The following is an 18,153-nucleotide window of genomic DNA, read 5'->3' as shown; positions in this document are numbered from 1 at the left end:
GTTGAGTTCTGTGAAATGCCAACCAACGGCACAGCCGTTCTCGATCAGGCTACGGGTTGTGTTACCTACACGGCCGGTTCTGATGAAGGCGTCATGGATGAGATCTGCTTGGTCGTTACCGATACCCTCGGCTTCACGGACACAACGATCGTTCAGGTCTCCGTACCGATGAACGAAAATGATACTATCCCCGTCGTCGTACCTCCAGGTGAGATGGTAATAGTATGTGCTGATACCACCATGCTCTCCGCTCCCTACGAAAGCGTCGAATTCTGCGAAATGCCAACCAACGGCACCGCGGTTCTGGATCAGGCTACTGGCTGTGTAACCTACACCGCAGGCCCCGACGAAGGCGTCATGGATGAGATTTGCTTGGTAGTTACCGATACGCTCGGTTTCACCGACACCACGATTGTCCAGGTCTCGGTACCGATGAACGAGACCGATACGATTCCAGTCGTCGTACCTCCTGGTGAAATGGTCACGGTTTGTGCGGATACAACTATGCTTTCTGCACCTTACGAAAGCGTTGAGTTCTGCGAAATGCCGACGAACGGTACCGCGGTTCTCGATCAGGCTACTGGCTGTGTGACCTATACCGCCGGGCCCGACGAAGGCGTGATGGACGAGATTTGCCTGGTAGTTACCGATACCCTCGGCTTCACCGACACCACGATCGTTCAGGTCTCCGTGCCAATGAATGAGAATGACACCATCCCGGTAGTCGTACCGCCAGGTGAGATGGTCACGGTTTGTGCCGACACCACCATGCTCTCTGCTCCTTACGAAAGTGTTGAGTTCTGCGAAATGCCTACCAATGGCACTGCTGTTCTCGATCAGGCTACGGGTTGTGTCACCTACACGGCCGGTCCTGACGAAGGCGTTATGGATGAGATCTGTCTGGTTGTCACCGATACCCTCGGTTTCACCGACACCACAATTGTCCAGGTCTCCGTACCAATGAATGAGAACGACACTATTCCGGTAGTTGTACCTCCGGGCGAAATGGTGACGGTTTGTGCGGACACCACCATGCTCTCCGCACCTTACGAAAGTGTCGAGTTCTGTGAAATGCCTACAAATGGCACCGCCATTCTTGATCAGGCCACGGGTTGTGTTACCTATACAGCTGGACCTGACGAAGGCGTAATGGATGAGATTTGCTTGGTAGTTACCGACACGCTCGGTTTCACTGATACAACCATCGTCCAAGTCTCCGTACCAATGAACGAGACCGACACGATTCCAGTCGTCGTGCCTCCGGGTGAAATGGTGACCGTTTGCGCTGACACCACGATGCTCTCAGCTCCTTATGAGAGCGTTGAGTTCTGCGAAATGCCGACGAACGGTACCGCCGTCCTCGATCAGGCTACGGGTTGTGTCACCTACACGGCTGGTCCTGACGAAGGCGTGATGGATGAGATCTGCTTGGTTGTTACTGACACCCTCGGCTTCACCGATACAACCATCGTACAGGTCTCCGTACCAATGAATGAGAATGATACCATTCCAGTCGTTGTGCCTCCGGGTGAAATGGTTACCGTATGTGCGGATACCACCATGCTCTCTGCACCTTACGAAAGCGTTGAGTTCTGCGAAATGCCTACCAATGGCACTGCTGTCCTCGACCAGGCTACCGGTTGTGTGACCTACACGGCAGGTCCCGACGAAGGCGTGATGGATGAGATCTGCTTAGTAGTTACCGACACCCTCGGTTTCACCGACACCACGATCGTACAGGTCTCCGTACCAATGAACGAGAATGACACCATTCCTGTCGTCGTACCTCCGGGCGAAATGGTCACTGTCTGTGCCGACACCACTATGCTCTCCGCTCCGTACGAAAGTGTCGAGTTCTGTGAAATGCCGACCAACGGTACCGCCGTTCTCGATCAGGCTACGGGTTGCGTAACCTACACGGCAGGTCCCGACGAAGGCGTCATGGATGAGATCTGCTTGGTCGTTACCGACACGCTTGGTTTCACCGACACCACGATCGTCCAGGTCTCCGTACCAATGAACGAGAATGATACCATTCCTGTCATCGTACCTCCAAATGGAGAGATCACGGTCTGTGCCGACACTACTATGTTGGCTGCACCATACGAAAGCGTTGCCTTCTGTGAAGAGCCCGTAAACGGTACGGCCGTTCTTGATCAGGCTACTGGCTGCGTCACTTACACCGCTGGCCCTGACGGCGACGTCATGGATTCAATCTGTTTGGTGGTAACCGACACCCTCGGCTTCACCGACACGACTATCGTTGAGATTATGGTACCAGAAACAGTAACGGACACTCTTCTCGTAGTTGTGCCACCAGATTCAATGGTTACCGTTTGTGCTGATACCTCCATGCTCTCTGCTCCCTACGAGAGTGTTGCTTTCTGCGAAGAGCCAGTTAATGGAACTGCGGTCCTCGACCAGGAGACTGGTTGTGTGACCTACACGGCCAGTTCCGAAGAAGGATCTTCGGATACCATCTGTCTCGTCGTGGTGGATACACTGGGCGTAACGGATACGACCCGGATCATCTTCGAAGTTCCAATGAACGAGAACGACACGATCCCTGTCGTTATCCCACCTGGTGAAATGGTTACGGTCTGTGCCGATACGACCATGCTCTCTGCTCCGTTTGCAAGTGTCGCGTTCTGTGAAGAACCAGTCAACGGTACCGCCGTCCTCGATCAGGCCACGGGTTGTGTGACCTACACGGCCGGCCCCGACGAAGGCGTAATGGACGAGATCTGTTTGGTAGTCACCGACACCCTCGGCTTCACCGATACGACGATCGTTCAGGTATCCGTACCAATGAATGAGAACGATACGATCTCCGTTCTACTGCCTCCGGGTGAAATGGTTACGGTTTGCGCCGATACCACTATGCTCTCCGCTCCTTACGAGTCCGTTGCCTTCTGTGAAGAGCCAACTAACGGTACCGCTGTTCTCGATCAGGCCACGGGCTGTGTAACCTACACCGCCGGGCCGGACGAAGGCGTCACGGATGAGATCTGTCTGGTCGTCACCGATACGCTTGGCTTTACGGATACTACGATCGTCATGATCGAAACGCCGGAAACGACGCCAGATACAATCATGCTCCTGCTGCCACCAGATTCCACGGTTACGGTTTGTGCGGATACGTCTATGCTCCCTGGCCCCTACGCCAGCGTTGAGTTCTGCGAAGAACCAACCAACGGTACGGCCGTCCTCGATCAGGCTACTGGCTGTGTTACTTACACCACGAGCCCTGAAGAAGGGGTGATGGATACCATATGCTTAGTAGTTACCGATACCCTTGGCTTCACCGATTCTACTATCGTAGTTGTCAACATCCCGGAAACTACCCCGGATACCGTAATGGTTCTTCTGGCTCCGGATTCTACGGTAACCGTATGTGCGGATACCAGCATGCTCCCTGGTCCTTACGCCAGTGTTGAGTTTTGCGAAGAGCCCGTTAACGGAACGGCTGTGCTCGATCAGGCTACTGGTTGTGTAACCTACACCGCCAGCTCCGAGGAAGGAGTGATGGATACCGTTTGCTTGGTTGTTACCGATACCCTCGGCTTCACCGACACTACAGTCGTACTTGTCAATATTCCAGAAACGGAATCCGATACGATCATGCTGAGCGTTCCACCGGATAGCACCATCATGGTCTGCGCGGACACCAGCATGCTGCCAGGAACGTTCACCAGTATTGCTTACTGCGATGGAGTAGGCCCCGAAAATGGGTTTGCTAACATCGATCAGTCAACTGGCTGTGTGACCTACCAGGCACCAGCTGAAGGTGGCGTTTCTGACACCATCTGTCTGGTTGTTTGTGATGATCTTGGCTTCAAGGATACCACGATCATCGTAACGATGATCCCACTTACTCCCGATACCCTGATGGTCACTACGCCAATGGATAGCCTCGTGACGGTTTGTCTCGATACCACGGAATTGCCAGGAATGATTACCGGTGCTGTGTTCTGCGATGATCCGGACAACGGAACGGCTACCTACGATCCGCTCACCGGTTGTGTAGATTATCAGCCCGACCCCATGTACATCGGATTTGATACCGTCTGCATCGTCCTCTGCGATGATATGGACTTCAAAGACACCACCACTATCGTAGTAATGGTTACCCCGCCGGTAGATACTATACCCGTAGTTACCCCAATGGATAGTACGGTCACGGTTTGTCTGGACACTACTATGCTGCCGGGAGACGTAACCGGGGCAGTATTCTGCGGCCTACCTACTGATGGTACGGCGGGCACTTACGACCCAATCACCGGATGTATCGACTACACGCCGGATGCTGGATTCGTAGGTAACGACGAAATCTGCTTGGTCCTCTGTGACAACCAGGGCTTCAAAGACACCTTCGTCGTTGAGATCATGGTCATTCCTCCACCGGATACTATTCCGGTTATCACACAGAAAGATTCTACCATCACGGTATGTCTCGATACTACCATGATTCCGGGCGCTGTCGCAGGTGCCGTGAGTTGTGGTGATGCAGTAAATGGGTCAACCGCCATGTATGATCCTGTAACTGGATGTATTGACTATACCCCCAACACTGGATTTGTAGGTCTCGATACATTCTGTGTCGTGCTCTGTGACGACATGGGCTTCAAGGATACTACTACGGTAACGGTAACGGTACTGCCTCCACCGGATACCATCCCGGTAGTCACCTTTGTGGATAGTACCATCACTGTTTGCTTGGATACCACTGAGTTACCAGGTAACATTACTGGTGCAGTGACTTGCGGAGACGCAATGAACGGTATGGTTTCTGACTACGACCCCGTGACGGGCTGTGTAGATTACACCCCGAACCCCGGCTACGAAGGAGTTGATACTTTCTGTATCGTGCTCTGCGACGATCAGGAGTTCAAGGACACCACGGTGGTAACCATCGACGTGATTCCAGTGAATCTCACGATGGCGGATAATGATGTGAATCAAACACCATTCGAGACCCCCGTCAGCGGCAACCTCCTGACCAACGATAGCGATGGCGAAGGCGATGTACAAACGGTCACCGAATTCACCGCCGATACGGATGGTGATGGAGTTCCGGACAACGTTATACCATTGATGACCGAAACTCCTGTATTCGGTACTGATCTGGATGGTAACACCGTGCCCGCCGGTACAATTACCGTTAATGAGGACGGCACTTACACTTACACGCCAGCGCCTGGATTCGTGGGTGACGTAGCCGGTGGCTACACCATCACTGACGACAACGACATGCCTGCGACCAACATGGCTACGCTCATGATCACAGTGGCTGCTGGTAACGACCCGGTTGAACCACAACCTCCGGTTGCAATCGATGACGTAAATACGACTGAGCAAGGAACACCCGTTGGCGGAAGCGTTATTGCTTCTAACGACTACGATCCGGAAGGTCAGGACCTCACCGTTATCTCCGCCTTGGCGGATACGGATGGTGACGGAATGCTGAATGATGCCCTCCCGGTTGGAACGGCAACTCCGGTATTCGGTACCAACCTCGGTGGCGCAATTGTACCCGCCGGTACGATTACCCTCAACCAGGATGGTACGTACGACTACGTACCGTCTCCTGAATTTGTGGGTGAAGTCAACGTGGACTACACCATCGAAGATGAGGATGTACTAACGGATGAAGCGAACCTCGCCATCACCGTCACGCCTCAATCTGATTTGAACTCTACGTTCGCTTCTGACGATGTTGCAACCGTACCTGCGGATACTCCCGTCAACGGTAATGTACTCGACAATGACAATGATAGCGAAGGAGATGACCAATCGGTAACCTTCGCGCTCAGTGCTGACGGTGACACCATTCGCGTCGGCGAAGAGTTCACGTTACCAAGCGGTGGCACGATTACCATCAATGAAGATGGATCTTACGATTACACGCCTGCCCCCGGCTTCGTAGGAACGGAAGTGATTCCTTACGCAATCACGGACGATAACGATGACCCGGCGATGGCCATGGCCACGTTGTACCTGACAACTCTACCCGTACCGAACTACACGTTTGCTGAGAACGACGTTAATCAGACTACTGAGGACACCCCGGTTTCTGGTAACCTCCTGACTAACGATAGTGACCTGGAAGGTGACCTGCAGGAAGTAACAACTGTAGTTGTTGATACTGACGGAGATGGAATCGCTAACGATACCATTACGCCTGGTACAATGGCTGACGTATTCGGTACGGATAGCGATGGCAACATCGTACCGGCTGGTACGCTGGTTGTCAATGAAGACGGTAGTTACGACTATGTTCCCGCAATGGGCTTCACCGGTGATGTACCCGCCAGCTATGAGGTGACGGATGATAATGCTAACCCTGCTACTAATTCTGCTACGCTGGACATTAGTGTGATTCCTGGCAATGACCCCGTATCACCACAGCCACCAGTTGCTATTGATGATGCCGCTACTACCGAGCAAGGTGTTGCGGTAGGTGGTAACCTGATCGATAATGACTACGACCCCGAAGGGCAGGAAGTAATGGTTACCTCCGTGCTCGTTGACCTGGACGGTGATGGTATGGTCGACGACCCACTAGCCGTAGGAAGCGTAGCCAATGTATTCGGAGTAAACGTCAACGGTGATACCGTTGTGGCGGGTGTCCTCAGCGTGAACGCTGACGGTTCCTACAACTTCGAACCAGAGCCCAACTTTGTCGGTGAAGTACCTGCGAACTACACGATTATCGATGAAGATGGACTCACGGATGACGCGACCCTGGGTATTACTATTGTTCCGGATGCAGCGGCCAACAACACTTTCGCAAGTGACGATGTCAACATCGGCGCTCAGGATAGTACCCTCGCCGGTAACCTCCTGGATAATGACTTTGATCCTGAAGGCGACGACCAAATGGTAACCTTCGCCATCGATCCAGCTGGCGATACCATTCCGGTCGGCGTACCCTACACCCTGCCAAGTGGAAGTATGGTGACGATCAATGAAGATGGTTCTTACGAGTACGTCCCCGCACCGGGCTTCACCGGTACGGAAGTAATTCCTTACGGTATTGTTGATGGCAATGTGGATGATCCAGCAATGGATATGGCTACACTCTACCTGACGACGGTTCCCAACCCGAATTACACCGTTGCGGAAGATGATGTTATCAATACGCCTGCCGGAGTAACGGCAGACGGTAACCTGCTCACGAACGATTCGGATGAGGAAGGTGATAACCAGATGGTAACCGCCGTTCTCTTCGACACGGATGGTGACGGAATGCCGGATGATACCGTCATGTTAAGCACCCCAACGGTTGTGTTTGGCGTCGATACGGCGGGTATGATCGTACCTGCGGGTATGGTGACCGTCAATCCCGATGGCACCTACTCGTTCGAGCCCGACCCCGAATTCGCGGGAGATGTACCGGGTAATTACACCGTGACTGACGATAACCCGAATCCCGCAATGGATATGGCTACTATCGATATCACGGTTATCCCAGCGCCTTCAACGGCCGCCGGTGCGCAAGCTCCAATTGCAATCAATGATGCCAACTCCACGGAGCAGGACACTGATGTCAGCGGTAATGTGATTGACCCCAACGATTATGATCCGCAGGGCCAGATGCTTACCGTGACCATGATCCTGGCGGACCTGGATGGCGACGGCATAAATGATGACGAAGTCCTCGTCGGTTTACCCGCTGACGTCTTCGGTGTAAACGTTAACGGAGATACGGTTATCGCTGGTTCCATCGTACTGACACCTGATGGTACCTACGATTTCGATCCCGATCCGAATTTCATCGGTGAAGTGAATCTGATGTACACCATCGCAAACGAAGACGGTTTAACGGACGACGCTACGCTAAGCATTAGCGTGACGCCAAATCCTGAACTGAACCAGACCTTCGCCAATGATGATGTGAACATTGGTCCTGCCGGTCAGCCGCTCGACGGTAATGTCCTTACGAACGACAATGATCCGGAAGGCGACGACCAAATGGTCACCTTCGCTACCGATAGCAATGGCGATACCATTATGGTCGGCGTACCCTACACCCTCCCGAGTGGTGGTATGGTCACGATTAACGAAGATGGTAGCTACGTCTACGATCCTGCACCTGGCTTCGTAGGAACGGAAGTGATTCCGTACAACATCGTTGATAACGACCCGAATGACCCCGCCATGGACATGGCGACGCTCTTCCTCACTACTACGGCAGTGGAGAATAACACCATCGCTAGTGATGACGTAATTGTAACTCCCGTAGCGGCCCCGGTTGGCGGCAACCTCCTTACCAATGACTATGACCTGCAGGGTGATGGCCAGATGGTACAGAGCGTAGTAGCCGATACCGATGGAGATGGTATCCTTAATGATACCCTCGAATTTGGTACGCCTACAACGGTGTTCGGTACGGATACTGAAGGCAATATGGTGCCTGCCGGTACCCTCACCGTCAACGAAGACGGTAGCTTCGACTTCGAACCCACGCCCGGATTCACCGGTGACGTACCCGCAGTTTACACGGCCGTTGATGACAACGCCGGAGGTGTAGCCACCGATATGGCCACCCTGACCCTCACGGTAATCGACGGCGATGATCCCAACGTGGTAGAACCACCCGTTGCCATCAATGACGTGGCGACCACGGATCCTGACACACCAGTTAGTGGCACCGTCATCGGTAATGATAGCGACCCAAGCGGTGAAGACATCATGGTGACCACCGTTCTCGTTGATCTTGACGGAGACGGTATGGCGGACGATACCGTTGCGGTAGGTACTCCGACTCCAGTATTTGGCGTATCCACCGAGGGAGATACTATTCCCGCTGGTACACTGGTCGTCAACCCCGACGGAACGTTCACCTTCACGCCAGAATCTGGCTTTACGGGTAATGTGCCTTCGTCCTACGAGATCACGAATGAAACTGGTCTTACCGACGACGCTACGCTCTCTATCGAGATTGTCCCCGACCTACTCGGCATGAACCAGACCTTCGCAAATGATGACCTGAATATTGGTCCAGCTGGTGAAACACTAGCCGGTGATATCCTGGAAAATGATTTTGATCCCGAAGGAGATGACCAGACAGTAACCTTCGCTGTTGATAGCAACGGTGACACAATCACTGTTGGTGTGCCGTACACGCTACCAAGTGGCGGCATGATCACCATTAATGATGATGGCACTTACGAGTATGAACCTGCTCCTGGATTCGTCGGCACGGAAGTAATCCCCTACGGTATCACTGACGATAGCGTTGATGGACCCGCAACGGATATGGCCACACTCGTTCTGACTACCGTTGCTCCGCCGAACGCCACGATCGCTGAGAACGACATCATCAACGCGCCGGAGGATACACCAGCAATGGGTAACCTGCTCACCAACGACTCCGATCAGGAGGGAGACGACCAGATGGTCAACTCCGTACTGTTCGACACTAATGGTGACGGCATGCCGGATGACACTGTAACCCTCGGGACTCCAACCACGATCTTCGGCATCGACGAAGACGGTATGGTAGTTGTCGGTGGTGAGATCACGGTCAACCCTGACGGTACCTACGAGTTCACTCCCGAGCCTGGCTTCGTAGGAGAGATTCCAGGTAGCTACGTTGCGATTGACGGCAACGACAATCCCGCTACGGATGACGCCGAGATCAGCATCTCCATCATCCCCGCGGACGATCCTGGCACACCACAGCCACCCGTTGCGATTGACGACAATAACTCTACGGAGCAAGACGTCAACGTCAGCGGTGAACTGGTCTCTACGAATGACTACGATCCTGAAGGTCAAATGCTGACTCTGACGAGCGGCGTTGCCGATACGGACGGAGACGGTATCAATGACGATACATTGGCCCTCGGTGTACCGACGGAGATCTTCGGTGTGAACACCAACGGTGACACGGTCGTCGCCGGTGTAGTTACACTGAATGAAGACGGTAGCTACGACTTTGATCCTGAGATGAACTTCGTTGGTGAAGTGAACCTCGACTACGAGATCGAAGACGAAGACATGCTTTCCGACGGTGCTACGCTGAGCATCACGGTCACACCGAACGCGGATGACAATCAGACCTTCGCTAACGACGACGTGAACATCGGCCCCGCCGGTGAGCCACTGGCCGGTAACGTGATCGACAACGACAACGATCCGGAAGGCGATGACCAAATGGTCACCTTCGCCTTGGATAGCAACGGTGATACGATCATGGTTGGTGTAGAGTACACGCTGCCAAGCGGAAGCACGATCACGATCAACGAGGATGGCTCCTACGACTACACGCCAGCTCCTGGCTTCGTAGGCACGGAAGCCATTCCGTACGGTCTCGTTGACAGCAACACGGACATGCCCGCCACGGACATGGCCACGCTCTACCTGACGACGCTCGCACCGCCGAACGCCACGATCGCTGAGAACGACATCATCAACGCGCCGGAGGATACACCAGCAATGGGTAACCTGCTCACCAACGACTCCGATCAGGAGGGAGACGACCAGATGGTCAACTCCGTACTGTTCGACACTAATGGTGACGGCATGCCGGATGACACTGTAACCCTCGGGACTCCAACCACGATCTTCGGCATCGACGAAGACGGTATGGTGGTTGTCGGTGGTGAGATCACGGTCAACCCTGACGGTACCTACGAGTTCACTCCCGAGCCTGGCTTCGTAGGAGAGATTCCAGGTAGCTACGTTGCGATTGACGGCAACGACAATCCCGCTACGGATGACGCCGAGATCAGTATCTCCATCATTCCATCGGACGATCCCGGCACACCACAGCCACCCGTTGCGATTGACGACAATAACTCTACAGAGCAAGACGTCAACGTTAGCGGCGAGCTGGTCTCTACCAACGACTACGATCCCGAAGGTCAAATGCTGACCCTGACGAGCGGCGTAGCCGATACGGACGGAGACGGCATCAATGATGACACGCTGGTCCTCGGCGTACCGACGGAGATCTTCGGTGTGAATACCAACGGTGACACGGTCGTCGCCGGTGTAGTGACACTGAACGATAACGGTAGCTACGACTTTGATCCTGAGATGAACTTCGTTGGTGAAGTGAACCTCGACTACGAGATCGAAGACGAGGACATGCTGACCGACGGTGCAACGTTGAGCATCAGCGTCACGCCAAACGCGGACGACAACCAGACCTTCGCTAACGACGACGTCAACATCGGCCCCGCCGGTGAGCCACTGGCCGGTAACGTGATCGACAACGACAACGATCCGGAAGGAGACGACCAGATGGTCACCTTCGCTCTGGATAGTAACGGTGATACGATCATGGTTGGCGTAGAGTACACGCTGCCAAGTGGAAGCACGATCACGATCAACGAGGACGGATCCTACGACTACACGCCAGCTCCTGGCTTCGTAGGCACGGAAGCCATTCCGTACGGTCTCGTTGACAGCAACACGGACATGCCCGCCACGGACATGGCCACGCTCTACCTGACGACGCTCGCACCGCCGAACGCCACGATCGCCGAGAACGACATCATCAACACACCGGAGGATACACCAGCAACGGGTAACCTGCTCACCAACGATTCCGACCAGGAAGGGGACGACCAGATGGTCAACTCCGTATTGTTCGACACCAATGGTGACGGCATGCCAGATGATACCGTAACCCTCGGAACTCCGACAACAATCTTCGGCATCGACGAAGACGGTATGGTAGTCGTCGGTGGTGAGATCACGGTCAACCCTGACGGCACTTACGAGTTCACTCCCGAGCCTGGCTTCTTTGGAGAGATCCCCGGTAGCTACGTTGCGATTGACGGTAACGACAACCCCGCTACGGATGACGCTGAGATCAGTATCTCCATCATTCCATCGGACGATCCCGGCACACCGCAGCCACCCGTTGCGATTGACGACAATAACTCCACGGAGCAAGACGTCAACGTTAGCGGCGAACTGGTCTCTACGAATGACTACGATCCCGAAGGTCAAATGCTGACCCTGACGAACGGCGTAGCCGATACGGACGGAGACGGCATCAATGACGATACGCTGGTCCTAGGCGTTCCGACGGAGATCTTTGGTGTGAATACCAACGGTGACACGGTCGTCGCCGGTGTAGTGACACTGAACGAAGACGGTAGCTACGACTTTGATCCTGAGATGAACTTCGTTGGTGAAGTGAACCTCGACTACGAGATCGAAGACGAGGACATGCTGACCGACGGTGCAACGTTGAGCATCAGCGTCACGCCGAACGCGGACGACAACCAGACCTTCGCTAACGACGACGTCAACATCGGCCCCGCCGGTGAGCCACTGGCCGGTAACGTGATCGACAACGACAACGATCCGGAAGGAGACGACCAAACGGTCACCTTCGCTCTGGATAGTAACGGTGATACGATCATGGTTGGCGTAGAGTACACGCTGCCAAGTGGAAGCACGATCACGATCAACGAGGACGGATCCTACGACTACACGCCAGCTCCTGGCTTCGTAGGCACGGAAGCCATCCCGTACGGTCTCGTTGACAGCAACACGGACATGCCCGCCACGGACATGGCCACGCTCTACCTCACCACGCTGGCACCAACCAACATTACGGTCGCAGTCAATGATGTGGATGTAACCCCGATCAACACGCCAGTTGAAGGCTCAATTCCAACGAATGATCTTGACCCAGAGGGAGATAATCAGGAACTTAACCTCCTGATCGTTGATCTTGATGGTGACGGAATGATTGATGATACCGTACAGGTAGGTGTCGAGACTCCAGTATTCGGTGTGAATAGCGATGGTGAGACTGTACGTGCCGGTGTTATTACGTTGAACGCGGATGGTACTTACCTCTACGTTCCGGAACTCGACTTTACTGGATCTGTCAGCCTGATCTACGGAGTTATTGACGACAATGACAACCCTGCTTCAGACCAGGCCACACTTACCATCGAAGTATTTGGAGGGAATGATCCAAACGTACCGCAACCACCAGTTGCCGTTGACGACGTAGCTACTACGGAGCAAGGTGTAACTGTTGGAGGAAACGTAATTGATCCTAACGACTTCGATCCTGAAGGCCAGGAAGTCACCGTAGTCAGCAGCCTCGCCGACCTTGACGGCGATGGGGAGGTAGACGACGTATTGACGCTTGGCGTACCCACTCCAGTATTTGGTATCAGTTTCAACGGGGACACCATCCCAGCAGGAACGCTGACACTAAATCCTGATGGTAGCTTCGAATTCATTCCCGAAGCCAACTTCATTGGTGAAGTGCTGGCGGAGTACGAAATCGAGGATGAGGACGGATTGACTGACGGTGCTTCACTTAGTATCAACATCCTACCAGACTTCGGTAACCAAACCTTTGCCAGTGACGACGTCAGCGTCGGCCCCGCCGGGGTAGACCAGTCGGGCAACATCCTGACGAATGACTTCGACCCCGAAGGTGATGACCAGATGGTCACTTCCGCAACGGACAGTGAAGGCAACGCCATTACAATTGGTGTACCATTTATGCTACCGAGCGGAAGTATCCTTACGTTGAACGCCGATGGTAGTTACGTTTACGAACCGCTGCCCGGCTTCGTAGGCACGGAAGTAGTACCCTACGGTATTACCGATAGCAACGTCGATGATCCCGCAATGGCGATGGCCACGCTTTACTTAAGCACAGGCCCAATCATTCCAGAATTCATCAGCGTAACCACCTTCCAGAACATCCCGGTCACCGTCTGTGTCGACCTGAGTGAACTGACGGGAGAACTGGTAGAACTGGGTAGCTGTGACGATCCAGATAATGGAAGTATCACCAACGTCGACCTTGAAACGGGTTGCGTTGAGTACACGCCTGATCTCAACTACCTGGGCGCTGACAGCTTCTGCGTCTTGGTTATTGATGAGAATGGCTTGATCGATACGGCATTCGTTGACATCAACGTTGTCCCCGACACTGCGAATGTTGCTTGCATCAGCCAGATCAACGTTACGCTGGACGACAACTGTTCCTTCGAACTCATCGCCCAGCAAGTACTGACTGGTGACCTGCCCGTCATGCCGAACCTGGTACTCGACATCGTCGTCAACGACAGCGATGAGAGCAACGGCAACATCATCGACGGTTGTGGTACTTACACCTACATGGTCAGCGTGCCCGACGGCGCGACGATCGTAGGCTTCGATCGCTGCTGGGGTACGGTGAATGCCGAGGACAAAACGCCTCCGGTACTCGTCGAGACGCCTGACAACATCACCGAAGGTCTCCTGTGCGCTGACGTAGATGCCAACAACGTGAACGAACTCGGACCGGATGTGAGCAAGTGTTTCCGCGTCGACGCTGCCGGACAGATCATCGACGGTAGTATCGACCCACAACTGCTGGCGGTACTCAGCCCCGCGCCGTTTGACAACACCGACGCCGACGTGGCCATGATCCCGGTCTTCACCGACAACTGTGCTTCCGAGATCGAAGTGTGTGTCTCCGATATCGTCACCCGCCCGGCCGATGGTTGTGGACAGACGGTCATCGAGCGCTTCTTCCGCGCCAACGAAGCCGACGGCTGTGCTCCGCTCAACGCCGACGAGCAGACTGGCGACGACGAACTCGTGACCAGCTTCACGATCGCCTTCGACCGCCCGACGCTCGATAGCCTCGATGCGATGAGCATCGAGCCCGTCGTCGAGATTGAAGCCTGTGGTAATATGGATTCCCCGCTGGAGTTCGTTCCCGAAGAGGATGACTACCCCGTACTCACGCTCGGTGAGCGGACCTTCTCCCTCGGCTCGGCCGATGCGATGTGTTCGATGATCGCCGTGACGTACGAGAACTCGCCCAACCCCATCCAGACTTGCCCCAACACGGTCAAGTTCCAGCGCACCTACACGGTCGTTGACTGGTGTAACCCGACGGACGTACGCACCTTCAGCCAGTTCGTCAAAGTGGGCGATACGACCGGACCGGACTTCTCCGGCCCGAGCATGACCATCGACGGCGAGGGTAACCTCGACGATGAACTGACCTACCGCACCAACGTGGGGGGAGAGTGTGCTGCCTTCGTCCGCCTCGACGGACCGGGCGTAGCTGCCCTCGACGCCTGTGACGGCAGTGCCGTACAGCTGATGGTAGCCATCTACCCCGAGGGTGACCTGACGCAGGCTCCGTACGGCGCCTACCCGGTTGAACTGACCAACGGCGCGCCGGAGCTATCCGACGCCCTGCCGCTGGGTGACTACGCCTTCGTCTACACGGCCACCGACGCGTGTGGTAACCAGACGGTGACCACCGTACCGTTCACGGTCGTGGACGGCAGCGGACCGGCCGCCTTCTGTGAGAACGGCCTCAACGTAAGCCTCTCCCGCCCCGGCGGCACGGCCACGCTGACACCGGCCCAGTTCGACAAAGGCTCGCAGGACGACTGTTCGACGAACCTGACCTACGGTATTGCCTTCGCTCCGACGATGGATATGCCAACGGAGTTCTTCGACGAGGTGACCTTCACGTGTGACGACCTCGGCGTCCAGTTCGTAACCCTCGAGGTGACGGACGAGGCCGGCAACTCCAACACCTGTTGGGGTGAGGTCCTGGTGGAACTCAAAGTGAACGACGTACCGACCTGTATCGCGCCGAGCGCGGTGACGCTGACCTGCTCCGAGTTCGGTGCGGCCATCCCGGGCGGTAACCTGGAGGAAGCGACGAGCGCTGAGCTGGACGCGGCCTTCGGGACGCCGGGCATTGTCTCGACCTGTGAGTCCGAGGTGACGAGCACCTTCGTGGTCAACAACCTCAACGAGTGTGGTATCGGTACGGCCGTTCGGTCCTACGTAGCCACGGACGCGCAGGGCGGCGTGAGCGGCGACAACTGTACGCAGCTCATCACGATCGTGGGTGTCTACGATTACCAGATCACGCTGCCGGGCGACGCCACGACGTTCGACTGTATGGACGAGTTCGAAGCCGAGGAGCTGAGCATCACCGGTGGTGCCTGCGACGCACCCGTTGTCTCGAGCGTCACGGAGGAAGTGTTCAACACCGCCGGTGAGGAGTGCTACCAGATCGTGACGACCTACACCATCATCAACACGTGTGAGTACGACCCCGCCCTGGGCGGCACGACGCTCATCACGCGCGATGGTCTGGACGTGGACGACGAGTCGGTCTTCTACCTCAACGTAGTGAGCGGTAACGCGGCAACGACGGCTGATGACCTGGCCTTCACGAGCGGCAGCGCCAACGCGCAGTTCACGCCGAACGATGACGACGACAACGAACTGACGGGCTACGCGACGAGCGCGGGCCGCGGATCGTTCACCTACGTGCAGACGATCAACGTCTTCGACCGGACTTCACCGGTGGTCGATGTAGCCGCACCGACGGCCTGCATCCCCGGCTGTACGGCCGACGTCAGCCTGCCGTTCACGGCCACTGACGGTTGTTTGGCCCCACGTATCCAGCTGGAGCTCGATCCGAACTTCACGGGTACGTTCGAAGCGGCCACGGTGGACGGCGTAGTGATTACGCTGGATGCCACGGACGCCGACAACGGCAACTACGTGATCAACGCCACGGGCGTACCGGCCGGCGACCACGCCATCCGGATCACGGCCATCGACGGTTGCGGCAACGCCACTCCGGTGATCGTACCATTGAGCGTATGTGGCGACGTAGCTCCGGTACCGCTGTGTATCCAGACGCTGGTAGCCACGCTGCAGATGAACGACGAAGGCACGATGGCCATGGCCGAAGTGTGGGCGACGGACTTCCTGACGAACTCCCCGCTGGTGGACTGCTTCGGTGACGAAGTGACGAGCTACGGTATCGTCCGGGCCGGTGGCGGCGCCGAACTGGCCGCGGAACAGACGGGCCTGAAGGTCTTCTGTAGCGACGCCGGTGAGTTTGTCTCGGTGGACGTGTACGCGTTCAGCGACAACCTCGACGCCAGTGAAGTGGCCCCGGCTTCGTGCCAGGTGCTCATCCAGGTGGACGAGGGCGACAACGTAGACTGCGGAACGGGTGGCAACCTGGTAGCGGGTACGATCCTGACGCAGGACGCCGCGCCGGTAAGCGACGTTGAAGTGACCCTGACAGGTGGCGACGACATGGACGTGATGCGGGCTACGGACGCCGACGGTGCCTTTGCCTTCACGGAAGTACCGAGTGGCATGGACTACACGGTCACGCCGGCGCACGCCGTGGCGATCGACCTGCAGTCGGTGAAAGTATCCGACGTGGTGCGCATCTCGCGCATGATCCTGGGTATTGCACCGTTCGACAACGCGTACGACTACGTGGCGGCGGACGTGACGCAGGACGGTCTGATCAACGTGCTGGACATGGTGGCCATCCAACGGGTGATCCTGGGTCTGGACGACATGTACCGTACGGGTGAGAGCTGGCGCTTCGTTAACGCGGACTTCGCGATGACGGCGGACACGTGGATGAACACCTTCCCCGAGGTGTACAACGTGAACGACCTGGCGGCGAACATCCTGGACGCGGACTTCGTAGCCGTCGAGATGGGTAACGTGCTGAACGCTGCAGGGCGTACGAGCCTGAACCTAGAGACGGAGGACGCGAAGTTGGAGAGCGGACAGACACACGAGCTGACGTTCACGAACGAAGATCTGTACGGCTTCCAGGGTACGCTCGATCTCGGCCGCGACCTGGAGCTACTGGACGTGAGTGTCACGGGCCAGGGTGGTCTGAACCTGAACTACGAGACGGAGGGCCTGATCGGCTTTGCGGTGCGTACGCAGGGTGAGATCACGCTGACGGTGCGCGCGGTGAACGCGGTGCGGTTGTCCGAAGCGATCGAGTTGACGGACGACCTGGTGTACCAGGAAGGGGTTGACGAGTACGGTACGCCGGGCCAGTTGGGTCTGTCGTTCGTCCGTACCTCGGCACCTGCGTCCGCGCAGCAAAATGCGTTGTACCAGAACACGCCCAACCCGGTTGTGGACCAAACAACAATCACGTTCACACTGGCTCAGGCCGGCGAGACGACGCTGGAGATCAGCGACGTACGCGGTCGGGTGCTGGCCACGCGGACGCTGGAAGGCATGCCCGGTATCAACACGCTGACGTTCGACCGTTCGGAATTGATGCAGGCCGCCGGCGTACTGAAGTACACGGTAACGAGTGGCGACTGGAGTGCAACCAAGAAGATGGTGGTGCTCAGGTAA

Annotated in this window: 1 protein-coding gene (running past one end of the window); it reads left to right on the top strand. The window is 55.8% G+C overall.

Going from position 1 to position 18,153, the window contains the following annotated elements; translation table 11 throughout:
- On the top strand, positions 1 to 18,153 hold the 3' portion of the coding sequence (locus A3850_RS03175) for an Ig-like domain-containing protein (RefSeq protein ID WP_157500852.1). It extends 11,454 nt beyond the left edge of the window; the window shows 18,153 of its 29,607 coding nt (coding positions 11,455–29,607); the start codon falls outside the window, past its left edge; it ends in the stop codon at positions 18,151 to 18,153.

Origin of the sequence: Lewinella sp. 4G2, from assembly GCF_001625015.1 — a bacterium.
Lineage (GTDB): Bacteria > Bacteroidota > Bacteroidia > Chitinophagales > Saprospiraceae > Neolewinella.
This window is presented reverse-complemented; position numbering and strand designations above follow the sequence as displayed.